This is a genomic window from Rhizobium sp. 01N447_2 (assembly GCF_056399245.1).
On sequence record NZ_JBFTQY010000001.1, the window covers coordinates 1 to 18609 of the forward strand.

Sequence of the window (18609 nt, forward strand, 5' to 3'; positions counted from 1 at the left end):
ACCCAGATCGAATTCGAAACGGCCAAGACGACGCTGCTTCAGGCCACCCAGATCGAATTCGAAACGGCCAAGACGACGCTGCTTCAGGCCAAGGCCGAAGTCGAGTCGGCGAAGGCCGCACTCGCCGCCGCACAGATCGACCTCGACCACACCAGGATCGTCGCCCCTTTCGATGGCATCATCGACCAGACGGCCGTCAATGTCGGCAACGTCGTCTCTGCCAACCAGACGACGGCGCTGACGACGATCCGCCAGCTCGATCCGATCTACATCTCGCTGACGGAATCGAGCACCAACCTCTTGAAGCTGCGCGATGCGATGGCCGCCGGCGACATCAAGGGCGAAGCCAATGTCGTCTTCCATCTGATCCTCGAAAACGGCAAGGAATACAACCAGCAGGGCAAGCTCGACATGTCGAAGCAGGTGGTCAGTGAGACCACAGGCACCTTCATCATCCGCGTGCTCTTTCCCAATCCTGACCGTATCGTGCTGCCCGGAATGTATGTCCGCGCAACCGTCGAGCTCGGCGCCGAGGCCGGTTATGCGCTGCCGCAGCTGGCGACGAGCCGTGACGCCAACGGCCGGCTGACGGCACAGTTCGTTTCCGCCGACGGCAAGGTCGAAACCCGCGCCTTCGAGAACAGCTCGCCCTCCAACAATTCCTGGCTCGTGACCGAAGGCATCAAGGACGGCGATCAGCTGATCGTGAGCGGCCTGCAATCGATCACCTCCGGCATGCCGGTGAAGCCGGTCCCGATGAAGATCAACGACAACGGCGTGGTCGTGCCTGCCGAGCAGCCCGCGGCCGGTGACGCGCAGAAGCCCGCAGCGAAATAATAATCGCTGCAGCCTCGCATCGTCACCGTCTCAGCCGCACAGGAACAACCGATGGCCAAGTTTTTCATCCGACGTCCGATTTTCGCCTGGGTCATTGCGATCACCATCATGCTCGCCGGCCTGCTGGCGATCTTCACGCTGTCGATCTCGCAATATCCCGACATCGCCCCGACGACGGTTCGTATCAACGCCACCTATCGCGGCGCCAGCGCCGAGACTGTCGAGAAATCGGTGACCACGATCATCGAAGACGGCATGACCGGCCTCGACGACCTCACCTACATGACCTCGACCTCATCGACGGGTTCGGCCAGCATCCAGCTCACTTTCGGGACGAGCGCCGACCCCGATATCGCCCAGGTGCAGGTGCAGAACAAGCTGCAGCTGGTTCAGTCGCAGCTTCCAAGCGACGTCATCGATGCCGGCATCAGCGTCACCCGCTCGACCTCGAGCATCCTTCTGGTCGGCTCGCTCGTTTCGACCGACGGCAAGCGCAATTCTGTCGACCTCGGCAATATCATGTCGACCTCGATCGAGGATCAGATCCAGCGCCTGGAAGGCGTCGGCAGCATCAATGTCTTCGGTTCGGGATACGCCATGCGCGTCTGGCTCGATCCGTTCAAGCTGCTGAAATACCAGTTGACGCCGAGCGACGTGACGTCTGCCATCCAAGCCCAGAACACCCAGGTCTCCGTCGGTTCGCTCGGTGCTCAGCCGACGATCCCCGGCCAGCAGATCAACGTCACCATCACCGCCCAAAGCCAGCTGACCACTGTCGCCGATTTCGAACATATCATCCTGAAGGTCGAAAAGGACGGCGCGACGGTGCGCTTGAGCGACGTCTCGCGCATCGAGATCGGTCAGGAAAGCTACGGCGGCAGTTCTCGGTACAACGGCCAGCCGTCAACCGGTTTTGCCGTCAACCTTGCGATCGGCGCCAACGCCATCGATACCGCCGCCCGCGTGCGCTCCGCGCTTGAGGTTATCGGCCGTGGCCTGCCGGCGGGCGTGGAGATCACCTATCCCTATGACACGACACCCTTCGTGGAACTGTCGATCGAGAAAGTTGTCCACACGCTGATCGAAGCGATCGTGCTCGTCTTCGTGGTGCTGCTCGTCTTCCTGCAGAATCTTCGTGCGACGCTGATCCCGACGATTGCCGTTCCCGTGGTGCTGCTCGGCACCTTCGGGGTGCTGGCGGTCACCGGCTACTCGATCAATACCTTGACGATGTTCGCCATGGTGCTGGCGATCGGCCTTCTCGTCGACGACGCCATCGTCGTCGTCGAAAACGTCGAACGCATCATGTCCGAAGAAAAGCTTTCGCCGCTCGAAGCAACGGAAAAATCGATGGGCGAGATCACCGGCGCCATTGTCGGCATCGCGCTCGTCCTCACCGCCGTCTTCATTCCGATGGCCTTCTTCGGCGGTTCGACCGGCATCATCTATCGGCAGTTCTCAATCACCATCGTCTCAGCCATGCTGCTGTCGGCGCTCGTCGCCCTCGTGCTGACGCCTGCACTTTGCGCCACAATGCTGAAGCCGGTCGGCGAACACAGGAAGCACCGCGTCGGCGACTGGTTCAACCGCAACTTCACGCGCTCGACCAACGGCTATATCAGCGCCATCGGCTATCTGCTGAAGCGACCGATCCGCGTCATGCTGGTCTTCCTTCTGGTCGGCGCCGGCTGCGCTTATCTCTTCACCCGTCTACCGAGCTCCTTCTTGCCGCAGGAAGACCAGGGCGTGCTGCTGACCATCGTCACCACACCGCCGGGCTCGACCACGCAGCAGACCCAGGCGGTCGTCGAGAAGGTCGAGAAATATTATCGTGAAAACGAGAAGGATGCCGTCGATTCCGTCTTCGGCGCGCTCGGCTTCGGTTTCAGCGGTTCCGGCCAGAACAGCGCCATCGTCTTCACCAAGCTCAAGGAATTCGCACAGCGCACCGATCCGACGCTGAGCGCCCAATCGGTTGTCAACCGTGCGCTGCGCAGCTTCTTTGCGATCCGCGAGGCGCAGGTCTTCGCGCTGCTGCCGCCGGCGATCCAGGGGCTTGGCGTCTCGAGCGGCTTCTCGATGTATCTCGTCGACACCGGCGGCCATGGCAACGATGCCCTGACGGCCGCCTCCAAGCGGCTGGTCCAGATGGGCAACACGTCAGGCAAGATCGTGGCGCTGCGCAGCAGCAACAAGGAAGTCGAGCCGCAGATGCGCATCGTGCTCGATCAGGAGAAGATTGGCGCCATGGGCGTCGACATCGCCTCGGTCAATTCGATGCTGTCGATCATCTTCACCGGCCGGGACGTCAACGACTTCACGCTGAACGGCGAGATCAAGCCGGTCTATGTCGAGGGCGATGCGCCCTTCCGCATGCAGCCGAGCGATCTCAACCACTGGTATGCCCGCAACAATGACGGCGAAATGGTGCCTTTCTCCGCCTTTACCCGGACGGAGTGGGTGAAGGGCGCGCCTTCGCTTGCCCGCTTCAATGCCGTCAGCGCCATTCCGCTCGACGGCGCATCCGCTCCCGGAGTATCCTCCGGCGATGCGATGAACGAAATGGAAGCACTGACCAATGAACTCGGCGGCGGTTATACGGTCGCCTGGCAGGGCATCTCCTATCAGGAGCGGCTTTCCGGTTCGCAGGCGCCGATGCTCTACGCGATCTCGGTTCTCGTCGTCTTCCTTTGCCTGGCGGCGCTTTACGAAAGCTGGTCGATCCCCTTCTCGGTGATCATGGCGGTGCCCGTCGGCATCCTCGGAGCGCTGACGGCGGCAACTCTGTTCGGCCAGGCGAACGACGTCTATTTCAAGGTCGGCCTGCTCACCACCATCGGGCTGGCGGCGAAAAACGCCATTCTGATCGTCGAATTCGCCAAGGATCGTATGGAAAGCGGCATGGGGCTCTACGAGGCGACATTGGAAGCAGCGAGATTGCGGCTGCGGCCGATCATCATGACCTCGCTTGCCTTCATTCTCGGCGTCGTGCCGCTGGCAATCGCCACAGGCGCGGGCTCGGCGGCACAGAATGCCATCGGGATTGGCGTTCTCGGCGGCATGCTGGCGGCGACGATGCTCGGAATTTTCTTCGTGCCGTCGTTTTTCGTCGTCATTCGACGCATCTTTGCCACACGCGGCAAAAATGCGGCAGGACTGTGATATAAATGCACTGTGATAATGCAGTTCGCGTTGCTACATTGCGCCCGACTGCTTCGGAATGGTGTTTTTGGTAGAACGAAGCGCGGCGGCCGATAGTGAAGCATGAAGCTTCGGACAAGAATTGACTTGCTCGAGTACAGGATGAAATGAATGGTATCTCTTCGTTTTGCCACACCGGCATTATTGTTATTGTTGTCGGGCTGCGTTGTGGGCCCAGATCATGTTCCTCCTGAGATGCCGCTGCCCGCCAAATTCGGAGAGGGTGGAACCAAGAGCGATGGCGATGTTGCTACTGCAGCATGGTGGACCGCCTTCAAGGATTCAAGACTGAACGGCTACGTCAAGGCCGGCCTCGATCAGAACCTGACAGTTCAGCAGGCGATCGAAAGAATCAATGCAGCTTCCGCAAACGTCACCACCGCCGGCGCCGGCGGCCTGCCGAGCCTGACGGTCGGCGCCTCGCAGACGGTCAGCGGCCAGAAGGGCGAGCTGCGCACGCAGCTCGACACGCGCAACACCAGTGCCGGCGACGTCCAGCTGAGCTGGCTGCTCGATCTCTTCGGGCTCTACAAGCGCAATACGGAGAGCGCGCTTGCCTCGCTCGATTCCGCTTACGCATCGGCTGACGTTGCCAGGCTGACCCTCATACAGGACCTTGTCTCGAGCTATATCGACGTTCGCTTCTTTCAGCAGCGCCTGGCGCTTTCGAAGGCCAACCTAAAGTCTCGCCAAGAAACCTACGAACTGACCAAGTTCCAGCTTGAAGCTGGCGCCGCCTCGCGTCTTGACGTCGTTCAGGCCGAAGGCCTGGTGCAGTCGACGCTCGCCGAAATTCCCGGCCTCGAAACCAATATCCGCATATCAGCCCATCACATCGCCACGCTGCTCGGCCTGCCGGCTTCGGCTCTTGTCGATGAATTGCTGAAGGGCTCCGGTCAGCCGGTATTCCGCGGCGGCATCACCTCCGGCATCCCGGCCGACCTGATCCGCAATCGTCCGGACATCCGCGTGGCGGAACGTGATCTTGCCGCCGCAACGGCCAATATCGGCGTTGCCCAGGCGCAGCTTTATCCGAGCATCTCGCTTAGCGGCTCGATCTCGCCGTCCTACATCAACCAGCGTGGCATCCATGGCGGCCTGACGCCCTGGTCCTTCGGCCCGACGCTCAACCTGCCGATCTTCGATGGTGGCCGCCTTCGCGCCAACGTCAAGTCGGCACAGTCCGATGCTGCGACCGCCTATCTCAACTGGAAGTCGACGGTGCTGACCGCGGTCGAGCAGGTCGAGAATGCGCTTTCGGCCGTCCGGCGTGACGCACAAACGGTCGCGGCGCTTCAGGCCCAGGTGAAGACCACGCAGGAAACGCTGGAACTTTCGACTGCATCCTACAAGGACGGCGCCTCCTCGCTGCTCGACGTTCTCGACGCGCAGCGCCAGGTTTCGCTGGCCCAGGCAAGCCTTGCCGCATCCGTCCAACAGATGGCCAAGGATTATGTCTCGCTGAACATCGCAGTCGGCGGTGGCTTCGCCCCCGGCGGCAAGACGACCGCACCGGCGGCGAAGGTTGTGACTGTCAAGGGCTGACAGCTGCTGCAATCGACCTGAGGAATACAAAGCCTCGCGATCGTCTCGCGGGGCTTTTTCTTGCCTGTCGCATGCCGTAACCGAATAATTGCGCATAAGATGAATTCAGATTCGACACGCGGAAAAAGCTAAGCTATCAATCTGGTTAAACGATTAATCAGAGTGATCGTCAATTATGACAGCATCGCGCCCGGGACCGAACCTCAGCAGGATAGCGACGTCGCTCGGCGTCTCCGTCGCCACGGTCTCCAATGCGCTTTCCGGCAAAGGCCGGGTCTCCGGCCCATTGGTCGAAAGAATTCGCGAGCATGCAGCCGAGCTGGGTTACGTGCCGAGCCAGGCCGGCCGGGCGTTGCGGACCGGCCGCAGCGGCGTTCTCGGCCTGGTGCTGCCCGATATCGCCAATCCGCTGTTCCCGAAGATCGCGCAGGCGATCGAATTCGCTGCCTCCGCCGCCGGTTACGGCGTGCTGATCGCCGATTCCCGCGGCGATGTCGCCGCCCAGACCGAGGCGATCAATCGGCTGGTCGAGCGCGGCGTCGACGGCATGGTCATCATTCCCCGCCGCGCCACCCGCATTTCGGCCGCGGCCTGTCCGGTCGCCGTCATCGACACTCCCTCGACGCCTGGCAACACCGTAGCCGCCGACCATTGGCAGGGCGGCCACGAAATCGCCGGCCATCTCGCAGGCCTCGGCCATCGCCGTATCCTCATCATCGGCAACAATCAGGAATCCAACGTCCAGAATGACCGCGCCGGCGGCATTCGCTCCGGCATGCGCCCGGGCATGCATTCGGAAACCCTGTGGATCGACAGGCTGGAGCAGGAGAACGGCAGTGACTGCCCACTCGGTCTCGCCGAAAAAGTCAGGCAGGGTTTCACCGCCTTTGCCGCCCTCTCCGACCTGCAGGCGTTGCGGGCACTGACGGAGTTGCAGCAGGCTGGCATCAACATTCCCGCAGATGTCAGCGTCACCGGCTTCGACGACCTCATCTGGTCGCCTGTTGTCACGCCGGCGCTGACGACGGTCCGGATGGACATGGATAAGATTGCCGGGATTGCCGTGTCGGCGCTCGTGGATAGCATAAGAACAAGCAGCATCCGCAAGGGCAGGCTCGTGACCGCGCAGATCGAACGCGTCGCTATGCAGCTGATCGTCCGCCAATCATCCGGGCCTGCGAAGCCGGCACCAAAAACCTCAGAGATGGAGAACATATAAGATGAAAAAGGCTCTCATTGCTTCGTCAGCACTTCTCCTCGATACCGTGCTCGCCTTCGATCTGCCGGTTGCCGACGCGGCAAACCTCAAACGGTTCGGGTGAAATCATGGGCGTATGGATCGACACAGACATGGGCTTTGACGACATCGCCGCCATTCTGGTGGTGGTACAGTCTGAACTCGAGATCGACGGCCTATCGCTGCTCTTCGGCAACACGCCGCTGCCGCAGGTGAGAATAAATGCCGCCGGCGCTGCCAGTGCCTTCGGCTGGAAGTTCCCGATCCACACCGGTCGCGCCATGCCCGTTCTCGGCCAGCTTGAAACCGCGCAGGCGATCCTTGGCGAAACCGGCATCCCGACCATCGGCAGGACCCTGCCGCAGGCGGCTGCCCTTGCAGACAGCGATGCCTTCGCAGCACTCTGCCGTTGGCTGGAGCGCCAGGGCCAGCACCGCATCCTGGCGCTCGGGCCTCTCACCAACATCGCCGCCGTGGCGCTTGCCCGGCCCGATCTTGCCGCCCGCATCACCGAACTCGTCTGGATGGGCGGTGGCGTCACCAGCGGCAACCATACGGCCTCCGCCGAATTCAACGCGCTCGCCGATCCGGAAGCCCTGTCGATCGTCATCGCCCATGGCCTGCCGCTGCGCATGGTTGATCTCGACCTCTGCCGCAAGGTGCTGGCAAGGCCCGAAGACGCCGAACCGATACGCCATGCCGGCGGCGCCAATGCCGAGCTGATCGCCGATATGTTCTCGGGTTATATCCGCATCGGCACCAGCCGCGGCCGCCCGGCCATGGCGATATACGACCCCTCTGCCGCCGTCGCCTTCGTCGCTCCAGATATCGTCAGCTTCCGTCCCGCCCGCATCGACGTCGAGCTGCAGGGTGCCCTCACCCGAGGCCGCACCGTCGTCGAGACCCGCGCCACGCATGCAACCTTCAATGCCCAATTCGCCGCCGACATCGATGCCGACATGGCGCGTGTCATCATTCTCGCCGCGTTGGTCAACGAGGCCCGCAAATGACCGCCACCCCTCGTCAGGAACCCGCCGATCTCAATGATCCCGCCTTGCGCGCCCGCGCCGTCACTGCGGCGCGCGGCGACGCCCCTTTCGACATGCTAATCACCGGTGGCAGGCTGCTCGATGCGGTGACAGGCCTGATCCGGAAAGCCGATATCGGCCTCGTCGGCACCCTCATCGCCAGCGTCCATGCCCCGGCAAGCCGAACGGATGCCGTCGAGACCATCGATGCGGCGGGCTGCATCCTGACGCCCGGCCTGATCGACACGCACATGCATGTCGAAAGTTCGATGGTGACGCCGGCCGAATATGCGAGCGCCGTCTTGCCGCGCGGCGTGACTACGATCGTCTGGGATCCGCATGAATTCGGCAACGTCCATGGGCTCGACGGCGTGCGCTGGGCGATCGAGGCGGCGCGCGGCCTGCCACTGCGCGTGATCCTGCTCGCGCCCTCCTGCGTGCCTTCCGCGCCAGGCCTGGAACTTGCCGGCGCCGATTTCGATGCTACCGTCGTCGCCGAGATGCTGCGCTCCCCCGCCGTCGGCGGCGTCGCCGAAGTCATGAACATGCGCGGCATCATCGACGGCGATCCGCGCATGACGGCCATCGTCAATGCCGGCCTTGCCGCCGGCAAGCTCGTTTGCGGCCATGCCCGCGGCCTCGAAGGCGCCGATCTCAACGCCTTCATTGCATCGGGCATCACCTCCGACCACGAACTTACCTCCGGCACCGATCTCCTCGCCAAGCTTTCCGCCGGCCTGACGATCGAGCTGCGCGGCTCTCACGACCATCTGCTGAAGGAGTTCGTCGAGGTGCTGAACGGTCTCGGCCACCTGCCTCCCACCGTCACGCTCTGCACCGACGACGTCTTTCCCGACGAACTCCAGGAAGGCGGCGGCCTCGACGACGTCATCAGGCGCCTGGTACGCTACGGCATGAAGCCGGAATGGGCCATCCGTGCCGCGACCTTCAATGCCGCACAACGTCTGCAGCGTCCCGATCTCGGCCTTGTCGCCGCCGGCCGCCGCGCCGACATCGTGCTCTTCGACGACCTCACGGAATTCCGCGCGCGGCTGGTGATATCAGGCGGCCGCCTCGTCGCCCGCAACGGCAGCATGCAGGTGGCCGTCAAGCAGATTGATACGGCGCCGCTTGTCAATTCGGTGAAGCTGCCGCCGCTGACCGAGAATGATTTCCGCATTCCGGCGCGGGGCGAGCGCGTCCGCGTCGCCACCATCGACCGCCCGCGCTTCACGCAATGGGGCGAGGCCGAAACGGCGGTCAGGGACGGGTTCGTCGTGCCGCCGGCCGGCAGTGCCATGATCTCAGTCACCCATCGCCACGGCAAAACCGACGGTACCCCGCGCATCGGTTTCCTCACCGGCTGGGGTGAATGGCGCGGCGCCTTCTGCACCACCGTTTCGCATGACAGCCACAACCTCACCGTCTTCGGCGGCAATGCGGGCGACATGGCGCTCGCCGCCAACGCCGTCATATCAGCTGGTGGCGGCATGGCGGTCGCCAGGGACGGCCGGATCGAAGCGATGCTGCCGCTGCCGCTCTCCGGTCTGGTGACGGATGCATCGCTGAAGGACACCGCCTTGGCCTTCGTCAGCATCCGCAGTGCAATGGAAAAGATCGTCAAGTGGAAGCCGCCCTATTTGGTCTTCAAGGCCTGCTTCGGCGCAACGCTCGCCTGCAATGCCGGCCCGCACCAGACGGATCGGGGAATTGCCGATGTGGTGACGGGGAAAGTGCTTGAGAGTCCGGTGCTGGAGATTATGTAAGCCGAGGCGCACAGACCATATACAAAGGGCGTGCGTCCCCGCCACCTCAAACTCCATCTAGACCTTCAATTCCCGCTCGACCAACGCAACCCAGTAAGCCGCCCCATATCCAAGCGCTTCATCGTTGAAATCATAAGCCGTATTATGGTGCAGCGCCCCGTCCACCGCCGGACCGTTGCCGAGCCAGACATAGCAGCCCGGCGCATTCTGCGCGAAGAAGGCGAAATCGTCTCCCGCCGTCGATGGCGGAAAGCTTGTCCGCACCTTCTCATTAAAGACCGCACCAGCCGCACCAAGCGCCCGCGCCGTCGCATCCGCATCGTTGACGACAGGCGGAATTCGCCGCTCGAATGCATAGTCCACGGCAATGCCGTACATGGCCGCCGTGCCATGCGCCAAGCGTCCGATCTCGGTCTCGAGCTGATCGCGCACCTCAGGCGAATAGGCCCGCGCCGTCCCGCCAATCTCGACGATATCAGGAATGACGTTCAGCGCCTTTGGGTCGCCCGCCTGCAGGAAACAGGCGCTGACGACCGCCGGTTGCAGCGGATCGACCACCCGTCCGACAATCGTCTGCAGCGATGACAGGAAGGTGCCGGCGGCCGTGATCGGATCGCGGCCAAGATGCGGCTTGGCGCCGTGCGTGCCGGTCCCGCGGAAGATAATCCGCCAGCTGTCGGAGGAGGCAAGCTGCGGCCCCTCGACCACGGCGATCTCATCGACCGCAAGCCCAGGCATGTTGTGCAGCCCATAGACGGCATCGCAGGGAAAAAGTTGAAACAGCCCGTCCTCGACCATGCGCCTTGCCCCGCCTCGCCCTTCTTCGGCCGGCTGGAAGATGAAATGCACCGTGCCGGAAAAATTCCGTGTCGCCGCCAGATGCCGCGCGGCGCCGAGGAGCATCGCCGTATGCCCGTCATGACCGCAGGCATGCATCTTGCCTGACACTGTCGATTTATAAGGCCGCTCCGCCATCTCAGGCATGGCAAGCGCATCCATGTCGGCGCGGAGCCCGATCCTGCGTGTGCCGTTGCCGATCTGCAGCGTGCCGACCACGCCGGTGCCGCCAAGACCGCGATGCACCGCAATACCGGCCTCTTCGATAAGGGTCGCGACGATGCTGCCGGTGCGTTCCTCCTCGAAACCGAGTTCGGGATGGGCGTGCAGATCGCGGCGCAGGGAGGTGAGAAAAGGCAGATCGTCCTTGATCCGGGCGGGGATGCTCATCGGGCAATGCTCATGGGCCTGGATATCCTGTCAAGCGAAACGGGCGCCCAACCGGCGCCCGCGTCAGATCATCCGTTGTTCATCAAACGGCCCACAAGTTCAACCCCTCAGGCTTCCTCGACGAACACCTCCTCGCGCTTCTTCTTGACGCTAGGCAGGAAGACGACGATGAGGACCGCGGCCGCAATCGCCAGGAGAATGGCGCTGATCGGTCGCGTGACGAAGGTGGTGGGATCGCCGCGCGACAGGATCATGGCGCGACGCAGGTTCTCCTCGAGCAGCGGCCCGAGCACGAAGCCGAGCAGGAGCGGCGCCGGCTCGCAGCGAAGCTTCGCCAACACATAGCCGATGAGCCCGAAGAAGGCGACGGCATAGAGGTCGTAGACATTGGCGTTGACGCTGTAGACCCCGATCGAGCAGAAGGCCATGATGACGGGGAAGAGCACGTAGTAAGGCACGGTCAGCAGTTTCACCCAGAGCCCGATCAGCGGCAGATTGAGGATGACGAGCATCAGGTTGCCGATCCACATCGAGGCGATGATGCCCCAGAACAGCGCCGGCTGCTCGGTGGCGACGTTCGGACCGGGCACGATGCCCTGGATGATCATCGCACCGATCATCAGCGCCATGACGGGATTGGCCGGAATGCCGAGCGTCAAGAGCGGAATGAACGAGGTCTGCGCACCGGCATTGTTTGCCGATTCCGGTCCTGCGACACCGGCAACGGCACCCTTGCCGAATTCCTCCGGCGTCTTCGACATTCGCTTTTCCACCGTATAGGAGGCGAAGGAGGCAAGGATTGCACCGCCACCCGGCAGGATGCCGAGCGCCGAGCCAATCGCCGTGCCGCGAATGACGGGTGCGATMATCTCCTTGAATTCCTGGCGGGACGGCAGGAGGCCGGACACCTTGGCCATCAGCACCGTGCGTGTCGACTCGCCCTCGAGGTTGCGAAGGATTTCGGCAACCCCGAAGACGCCGACGGCGAGCGCCACGAAGTTCAGCCCGTCGGCATATTCGCGGATGCCGAGCGTGAAGCGCGGCGTGCCGGTATAGATGTCGGTGCCGACGAGGCCGAGTAGCAGCCCGAGCGCCACCATCGCCAGCGCCTTGACGACAGAGCCGTGCGCGAGAGCGATCGAGGAAACGAGACCGACGACCATCAGCGAGAAATATTCTGCCGAGCCGAATTGCAGCGCAATTGCGGTGAGCGGCGGCGCGAAGATCGCGACGAGGAAGGTCGACACGGTGCCAGCGAAGAACGAGCCGAGGGCCGCGATCGCAAGTGCTGCCCCCGCCCTGCCCTTGCGGGCCATCTGGTAGCCGTCGATCGCGGTGACGGCCGAGGAGGATTCGCCCGGCATGTTGATGAGGATCGCCGTCGTCGAACCGCCATACTGCGCGCCGTAATAGATGCCGGCGAGCATGATCAGCGAGGAGACTGGTTCGAGCTGGAAGGTGATCGGCAGCAGCATGGCGATCGTCGCCGTGGCGCCGATGCCGGGCAGCACGCCAATCAGCGTGCCGAGCAGCACGCCGATCAGGCAGAAGAACAGGTTTTCCGGAGTGCCGGCTGTTGCAAAGCCGAGCGCGAGATTGCTGAAAAGATCCATCATCGCCTCCTAGAACCGGACCCAGGGGCCGAAGCGCTCGAACGGCAGGCCGAGCCCGTAGCTGAAGACCGCGACCGAAAAGATCGTCAGCAGCAGCGAGAGGATGATCGCGAAGAACACGTTCATCTTTTGCGATGCGAAGCAGGCGATGAAGGCGGTGAGGAACAGTGACGGTGCAAATCCGAGACCGCGCACCGTCAGCCCGAAGAACACCGGTGCCGGCAGGATGAAGAGCATGCCGCGCCAGGCAAACGGGTCGATAGGCTCGCCCTCGACGCGGAGTGCCTGAATGAAGATGATCGCGCCGAGAAGCACGAGCACACCGGCAAGCGCCAACGGAAAATAACCAGGCCCCATGCGCACTGCCGTACCGAGGTCGAGCCCCAGCGACTGGATGGCGAAGAAAGCACCGGTTGCGACGAAAAGCGCGCCGCAGATCGCATTGGTGGTATCGAAACTGATGGACTTCATGGTGTCTCCTGGGGTTGGAGATGGTTGATGTGACGCGGTCACAAAGAAAGTAGCCCCTCATCCGCCTGCCGGCACTAACCGGGGTCGAGCCACGGGTCTCGACCCGTCCTTCGGACCCCCGCACGCGGGGAGAAGGGGATATGCCGCAAACCCTTCGCCTCCACCGCCGTTGAATGACGCATGTTCCCTCTCCCCGTGCACGGGGAGTGGGTTTGGGTGGGGGGCTCATCCGGCATGTCCTGGACGAGGACATGATCCTCAGTCGGCATACTCGCCGGCGGCCTCGATGATCGGCTTCCAGCGGGCGATCTCGCTTTCGAGCTTGGCCTTCAGCGCAGCCGGCGTCGCATCGGCATCGGAGGATGGCGCCGTGCCGAGCTCGGCGAAGCGGGCGCCGACATTCGGATCCTTCAGCGCGACCTGCAGCGACTTCGACAGACGTTCGTTGATCTCAGCCGGCGTGCCCTTCGGCGTATAGATGCCGTGCCAGATGCCGACTTCAAAACCCGGCAGCCCGGCTTCGACGGCTGTCGGAATATCCTTCATCACGTCGAGCCGCTTGGGCGAGGTCACGGCATAGGCCTTGATCGTGCCGCCCTGAATCTGCTTCGTCGTGTTGGTCGTCTGATCGCACATGACATCGACCTGACCGCCGAGCAGATCGGTCATGGCAGGGCCGGTGCCCTTGTAGGGAACGGTCGTGAGCGGCGTCTGGATGGCGCTCATGAACATCATGCCGCAGAGATGCGAGGCCGCACCGATGCCGGCATTGGCGACCGTCACCTTGTCCTTGTTCGCCTTGATGTAGTCGATCAGCCCCTTGAGGTCGGCCGGCTCCATGTCCTTACGGGCAACGATGGTCATCGGCACCTCGGTGACGAGGCCGACATAGTCGAAGGCGCCGAGCGTGTCGTAGGCGAGCTTGCGGTAGAGCGTAGCGCTGGTCGCCATGCCAATATGGTGCAGCAGGATGGTGTAACCGTCGGGATCGGCACTCGCCACGCGGCCAGCACCGAGCGTGCCGCCGGCACCGCCGACATTTTCGACGACGATCTGCTGGCCGAGATCCTTCGACATGGATTCGGCGACCAGGCGCGCGACGGTGTCGGTCGGGCCGCCGGCCGCAAAGGGCACGACCATGGTGATGGTACGCTCGGGATAGGTCTGCGCCGAAGCGGCGCCGGCGAGAAGAGAGACCGCGGCAGCCGCGGTCAGGCCGAGCATGGCCTTCAGAATTTTCATCGTTTCCTCCCTGATGAAATAAGCGAGCCCGCCGACACATCCTCCGCGCCGGTTCGGATCACCTATTTGCCGCCGGGAAAAATCGACCCGCAATCATTGCAACCGCTTTCGAAAGACGATTTTGCGACAGTGCGATGCAGCATGGGTCGATTTGGAAACAAACGGCCAATGCGGTGGGTGGAAATCCACCCATCGCGCTATGACGTCTGCCTTATTTTTTGGGAGGCAGCACCACTTCGCCGGTCTCGATGAGCGACTTGAGGTTGGAGAGAATGCGTGGCCAGCCGCCGGAAACGGCGTTGATAAGCTTGGAATTCTCGACTGCGATGGAATGGGTCACCGTCAGCTTGGTGGCCGTATCGTTGACCGCCTCGATCTCCATCACGCATTGCGAATAGCCCTCGGCCTTCAGCTCCGGCATGAACTCGTTTCGCCACTTCAATACGAGCCGTTTCGGCGGATCGCATTCCAGGATCTCGCCGGTATCCGCGACTGATCCGTCCTCGAACAGAAGCTTCCAGGCAGCGCCTGCCCTCCACTCGGTCTCGAAATGGGCGCCGAGCCAGAATTTCTTCATGAACTCGGCCGTCGTCAGCGCCGCCCAGAGCTGCTCCGGCGTTGTGCGGATAAAGGTGACATAGTTATATGTGCTGCCAGCCATGATGATACTCCCTTTTCGCCAGGACCAGAACAGGATGATTTTAGGCCGACCCGGCCTAAAATCTGAATCCTGTTCTCAACTAGATAGCTAGAGCATGATGTCGTCCGAAAACCGCTTGCACTTTTCGGCATCATGCTCTGGGTACTCCCCGATGGCCAGGCCGCTGATCTAGTGGCCGCCCTTGCCTTCGAGAGTCTGCTTCAGATCGGCGAGCGCATTCAGTTGCTGCCGCTCGAATTTGTTGATCCATCGTTGCGCGATCTCGTTGATCGGCACAGGATTGATGAAGTGCAGTTTCTCCCGGCCCTGGCGCTGCGACGAAACGAGGCTCGCCTCCTCCAGGATCCCAATATGTTTGGCCACGGCCTGGCGCGTCATCGTAAGCCCCTCGCAGAGCTCTGCCAGAGTCTGGCCGTTCCTTGCATACAGCCGATCTAGCAACTGCCGCCGGCTCGCATCCGCCAGAGCCCGGAAAACCGCATCATCATCCATGTCTTTATACGGAACCATTTGGTTGCCTATTTCGCCCCTTATAGGCAACCAAATGGTTGCATGTCAAGCTGTAAAATGTGGTTGGAATGCATGCGCCTTTAAAAAGGGGGCTAACTTTCGGTGGTCAGCATCCGCTTGTCGAGACCGTATTTCTGCATCTTTTCGTAGAGTGTCTTCCGGGAAATGCCGAGCGACTCATAGACCGGCCTGAGGCTGCCGCCATGAGCCACCAGAGCGCTGGCAATAACCCCTCGTTCGAATTCAGCGACACGCTCAGCAAGTCCGGTCGCCTCCTCGGATTGGCGCCCGCCATTGTCGAGACCAAGGACCAGACGGTCTGCGGCATTCCTCAATTCACGCGCATTGCCGGGCCAGTCGCGCTGAGCGATGTCGGAAATCACTTCCGGCGGCACGGCCATCTCGTCGCGGCCGTAGCGGGCCGCCGCCTCCCGCACCAGTTGCAGGAAGAGCAGCGGAACATCTGCCCGCCGCTGCGACAGCGACGGCACATGCAGCGTCGCGACATTCAGCCGATAGAAGAGGTCGGCGCGGAAGTGCCCCGCCGCCACCTCCGCCTCCAGATCGACCTTGCTTGTCGCGATGAAGCGCACGTCGAGCGCCACCACCTCGTTCGATCCGAGCCTGGAGATCACCCGCTCCTGCAGCACCCGCAGGAACTTCGCCTGCAGGTCGAACGGCATGGAGCCGATCTCGTCGAGCAGGATCGTGCCGCCGCGCCCGTGTTCGAACTTTCCATAGCGCGGCCTTACCGCGCCCGGAAAGGCGCCCACCTCATGGCCGAAGAGTTCGCTCTCGATCAGGTTTGCCGGCAGTGCGGCGCAATTGATCGCGATGAACGGCCGGCTCGCCCGGGCGCTGATGTCGTGGAGCGCCCGCGCCACCACTTCCTTGCCGGCTCCCGTTTCCCCGACGATAAGCGTATCGGCATCGCTCGCCCCGATCGCTCGGATGCGGTAGCGCAAATCCACCATCACCTGCGTGCGCCCCGGCAGCCGCGCCTCGATATCGTCGCGCTTGCCGGCGACCGCCTTCAGCAGCCGGTTTTCGAGCACGAGGCCGCGCCGTTCCATCGCCCGGCGGATGACGCCGGCGAGCATTTCGGGCGTGAACGGCTTCTCGATGAAATCATAAGCGCCTTCGCGCATCGCCCTCACCGCTAGCTGCACGTCGCCGTGGCCGGTGACGAGAATGACAGGCACCTCCGGGTCGATCTCCCGGATCTTCTGCATCAGCGTCATGCCGTCCATGCCGGGCATGCGGATATCGCTGACGACGACGCCGGGAAAACTGTAGCCGATCAGCTCCAGCACATGATCGCCGTTCGAAAAGGTCTCAACGCTGAAGCCGGAGAGCTCCAGCGCCTGCGCCGTCGAGCGGCGCAGTTCCTCCTCGTCGTCGACCAACAGGATCTTCGCATCGTTCATTCCGCCGCCTCCGGTATCAGCCCTGCCGCCGATCGCAGCTCGATGCGGAACATCGCGCCCCCTTCGGGATGATTGGCTGCAGTGAGGCTGCCGCCGAAATCCTTGATGATGTTATAGGATATCGAAAGCCCGAGACCGAGGCCCTTGCCGACACCCTTCGTCGTGAAGAACGGGTCGAAGATGCGCTCGGCGATTGCGGCTGGCACGCCCGGCCCATGGTCCCGCACCGTCAGCACCACCTTGCCGGCCTCCTCGAAGGCCGAAACCTCGATGCGCCGGTCATCCAGCCCTTCCACCGCATCGGCCGCATTCGAGATCACGTTGACCAGCACCTGCTGCAGACGCACCGAGCCGGCGCGCACCACCGGCGGACGCGGCCCAAGATCGAGCAGCAGTTCGGCATCTGCCGCCTTCAACCGCCAGGCGATGATCTCGAGCGTGTCGCGCATCGCCTCATCGAGGGAAACGGGACCGAGCTTCTCGTTCGGTTTGCGGGCGAAGTTGCGCAGGTGCCGGCTGATCGACGCCATCCGGTCGATCAGCCCGCCGATACGCCGGATATTGTCCCGCGCCTCTTCCGTCCGCCCACGGTCGATGAGCACCGAGGCACTGTCCGTATAGGTCTTGGCCGCGGCGAGCGGCTGGTTGAACTCGTGCGAAAGAGCAGCCGACATCTGTCCGAGACCGGCGAGTTTTCCGGCCTGGATCAGGTCGGCCTGGGTTTGGCGCAGCTGCTGCTCGGTCAGCCGCCGCTCGGCGATCTCCTCTTCGATACGGCTGTTGACGCGGGCAAGATCGGCCGTGCGCTCCTCGACACGTCGTTCCAGCTCGTTGCGCGCCTCGGCCTRCATCTGCATGCGCTCGGCGAGCCGCGTCCGCCGCTGGCGCAGAACCGCCACCGTAAGCCCAGCGATGCACAGGATGAGAAAGACGGCCGCAAGCGCCGTGCGCGCCTGGGTGCGGATGGAACTCGTTTCCATCAGCACGTTCACCGTCCAATCCTCGGCCGGCATGTAATGCGAGAGCACCAGATATTCGCTCGAGCCGCGCTCGCCGGCCAGCGTCATCAGCTCATGCTGCTCGAAGTGATGTCGCGTCACTGGCAGCGCCGTCAGCCTGGCATTGGCATAGCGCCGCGACGCCTCGGTGCGGGCGATGCGATCGGCCGTCAGCGGCAGGATGGCGCCGTAAAGCCATTCCGGGCTTCCCGACATGAAGATGATGCCCTCGGGATCGGAGACGAAGATCTTATATTCGCCGCCACCCCAGGAGGATTCGATCGTGTCGATATCGACCTTGAAGACGATGACGCCGCGAATATCCGCGCCGGTCCGGATCGGTGCGGCAAAATAATAGCCGCGCTTCAGCGAGGTTGTGCCGAGCGCGTAGAACCGCGCCTGCCGGCCTTCGATCGCATCCTGGAAATAGGGCCGGTAGCTGAAATTCTGGCCGACAAAACTTGCGGGTCCGTCGTAATTGCTGGCCGCGATCGTCTCTCCATCCGGCTTGACCACATAGATGTCGGAGGATTTCAGCAGCCCGTTGATCGCCTTGAGATAAAGATTGGCCGCAGCGCGCAGCGCCTCATCCTCGGGCGCGCTCACCAGCTCCTTGATGTCGTCGTGATCGGCGATCAACGCCGGTAGCGCCTCGTAGCGGTTGAGATGGCCGCTGAGTGCCGAAACGGCAAGACGCAGCGCCGTTCCCGCCTGCGCCGAGGCTTCCTCCATATAGGCGCGCGTAGCAATCGCGCTCCCATAGGTGAAGAAGGCGAAGATGATCAGCGGCGCGACCAGCAACGCCGCTATCGCACGATATCTCGAAGACAGAACCGGCTCCTCCCC

Annotated in this window: 14 protein-coding genes; 6 read left to right on the plus strand and 8 right to left on the minus strand. The window is 62.8% G+C overall.

From position 1 onward, the window contains the following. From AC1ECN_RS00005 to AC1ECN_RS00030, 6 genes are all read left to right on the plus strand, one after another. The coding region (locus AC1ECN_RS00005; protein WP_477951794.1) for an efflux RND transporter periplasmic adaptor subunit at nucleotides 1-837 on the plus strand (837 nt) is incomplete at its 5' end. Between the two features lie 51 nt (nucleotides 838-888). Next, a complete protein-coding gene (locus tag AC1ECN_RS00010) occupies nucleotides 889-3999 on the plus strand; it encodes an efflux RND transporter permease subunit (RefSeq protein WP_024323096.1) in 3111 nt (1036 codons plus the stop codon). A gap of 150 nt (nucleotides 4000-4149) precedes the next feature. Beyond that, nucleotides 4150-5583, plus strand: coding sequence for an efflux transporter outer membrane subunit (locus AC1ECN_RS00015; protein ID WP_018068951.1), 1434 nt, complete (start codon nucleotides 4150-4152; stop codon nucleotides 5581-5583). Nucleotides 5584-5758: 175 nt separating this feature from the next. Further along, nucleotides 5759-6802 carry a LacI family DNA-binding transcriptional regulator gene (locus tag AC1ECN_RS00020; RefSeq protein WP_018068952.1) on the plus strand — a complete coding sequence of 348 codons (1044 nt, stop codon included), beginning with the start codon at nucleotides 5759-5761 and terminating at the stop codon, nucleotides 6800-6802. A 107-nt stretch (nucleotides 6803-6909) separates the two neighbouring features. Continuing rightward, nucleotides 6910-7830 carry a nucleoside hydrolase gene (locus AC1ECN_RS00025; protein ID WP_024323095.1) on the plus strand — a complete coding sequence of 307 codons (921 nt, stop codon included), beginning with the start codon at nucleotides 6910-6912 and terminating at the stop codon, nucleotides 7828-7830. Further along, complete coding sequence (locus AC1ECN_RS00030) at nucleotides 7827-9614, plus strand: adenine deaminase (RefSeq protein WP_130673058.1); 1788 nt, start codon at nucleotides 7827-7829, stop codon at nucleotides 9612-9614. Before AC1ECN_RS00025 ends, AC1ECN_RS00030 begins: the two co-directional genes overlap by 4 nt. A 57-nt stretch (nucleotides 9615-9671) precedes the next feature. Here the strand turns inward: AC1ECN_RS00030 and AC1ECN_RS00035 are convergent, their stop codons facing one another. The 8 genes from AC1ECN_RS00035 to AC1ECN_RS00070 all read right to left on the minus strand — a co-directional run bounded on the left by AC1ECN_RS00035 (nucleotide 9672) and on the right by AC1ECN_RS00070 (nucleotide 18564). Further along, a complete protein-coding gene (locus AC1ECN_RS00035) occupies nucleotides 9672-10841 on the minus strand; it encodes a M20 aminoacylase family protein (protein WP_130673059.1) in 1170 nt (389 codons plus the stop codon). 107 nt (nucleotides 10842-10948) lie between these two features. Continuing rightward, on the minus strand, nucleotides 10949-12454 hold the full coding sequence (locus tag AC1ECN_RS00040; RefSeq protein WP_477951798.1) for a tripartite tricarboxylate transporter permease: 1506 nt from the start codon (nucleotides 12452-12454) through the stop codon (nucleotides 10949-10951). Nucleotides 12455-12463: 9 nt separating this feature from the next. Then, nucleotides 12464-12925 carry a tripartite tricarboxylate transporter TctB family protein gene (locus AC1ECN_RS00045; RefSeq protein ID WP_018068958.1) on the minus strand — a complete coding sequence of 154 codons (462 nt, stop codon included), beginning with the start codon at nucleotides 12923-12925 and terminating at the stop codon, nucleotides 12464-12466. A 258-nt stretch (nucleotides 12926-13183) separates the two neighbouring features. Continuing rightward, nucleotides 13184-14167 (minus strand): tripartite tricarboxylate transporter substrate-binding protein, encoded by a 984-nt coding sequence (locus AC1ECN_RS00050; RefSeq protein WP_018068959.1) that lies wholly within the window; start codon nucleotides 14165-14167, stop codon nucleotides 13184-13186. Nucleotides 14168-14378: 211 nt separating this feature from the next. Continuing rightward, nucleotides 14379-14828, minus strand: coding sequence for an SRPBCC family protein (locus AC1ECN_RS00055; RefSeq protein ID WP_018068960.1), 450 nt, complete (start codon nucleotides 14826-14828; stop codon nucleotides 14379-14381). Between the two features lie 168 nt (nucleotides 14829-14996). Continuing rightward, nucleotides 14997-15320: an ArsR/SmtB family transcription factor gene (locus AC1ECN_RS00060; protein WP_018068961.1), complete on the minus strand. Its 324-nt coding sequence runs from the start codon at nucleotides 15318-15320 to the stop codon at nucleotides 14997-14999. Nucleotides 15321-15430: 110 nt separating this feature from the next. Beyond that, on the minus strand, nucleotides 15431-16765 hold the full coding sequence (locus tag AC1ECN_RS00065; RefSeq protein ID WP_024323092.1) for a sigma-54-dependent transcriptional regulator: 1335 nt from the start codon (nucleotides 16763-16765) through the stop codon (nucleotides 15431-15433). Then, on the minus strand, nucleotides 16762-18564 hold the full coding sequence (locus AC1ECN_RS00070) for a sensor histidine kinase (protein WP_477951801.1): 1803 nt from the start codon (nucleotides 18562-18564) through the stop codon (nucleotides 16762-16764). Before AC1ECN_RS00070 ends, AC1ECN_RS00065 begins: the two co-directional genes overlap by 4 nt. Between the last annotated feature and the right edge of the window lie 45 nt (nucleotides 18565-18609).

Coding starts and splice junctions, on each gene's coding strand:
- AC1ECN_RS00010 (WP_024323096.1), top strand. CDS start 889: ATGGCCAAGTTTTTCATCCGACGTCCGATTTTCGCCTGGGTCATTGCG.
- AC1ECN_RS00015 (WP_018068951.1), top strand. CDS start 4,150: ATGGTATCTCTTCGTTTTGCCACACCGGCATTATTGTTATTGTTGTCG.
- AC1ECN_RS00020 (WP_018068952.1), top strand. CDS start 5,759: ATGACAGCATCGCGCCCGGGACCGAACCTCAGCAGGATAGCGACGTCG.
- AC1ECN_RS00025 (WP_024323095.1), top strand. CDS start 6,910: ATGGGCGTATGGATCGACACAGACATGGGCTTTGACGACATCGCCGCC.
- AC1ECN_RS00030 (WP_130673058.1), top strand. CDS start 7,827: ATGACCGCCACCCCTCGTCAGGAACCCGCCGATCTCAATGATCCCGCC.
- AC1ECN_RS00035 (WP_130673059.1), bottom strand. CDS start 10,841: ATGAGCATCCCCGCCCGGATCAAGGACGATCTGCCTTTTCTCACCTCC.
- AC1ECN_RS00045 (WP_018068958.1), bottom strand. CDS start 12,925: ATGAAGTCCATCAGTTTCGATACCACCAATGCGATCTGCGGCGCGCTT.
- AC1ECN_RS00050 (WP_018068959.1), bottom strand. CDS start 14,167: ATGAAAATTCTGAAGGCCATGCTCGGCCTGACCGCGGCTGCCGCGGTC.
- AC1ECN_RS00055 (WP_018068960.1), bottom strand. CDS start 14,828: ATGGCTGGCAGCACATATAACTATGTCACCTTTATCCGCACAACGCCG.
- AC1ECN_RS00060 (WP_018068961.1), bottom strand. CDS start 15,320: ATGGATGATGATGCGGTTTTCCGGGCTCTGGCGGATGCGAGCCGGCGG.
- AC1ECN_RS00065 (WP_024323092.1), bottom strand. CDS start 16,765: ATGAACGATGCGAAGATCCTGTTGGTCGACGACGAGGAGGAACTGCGC.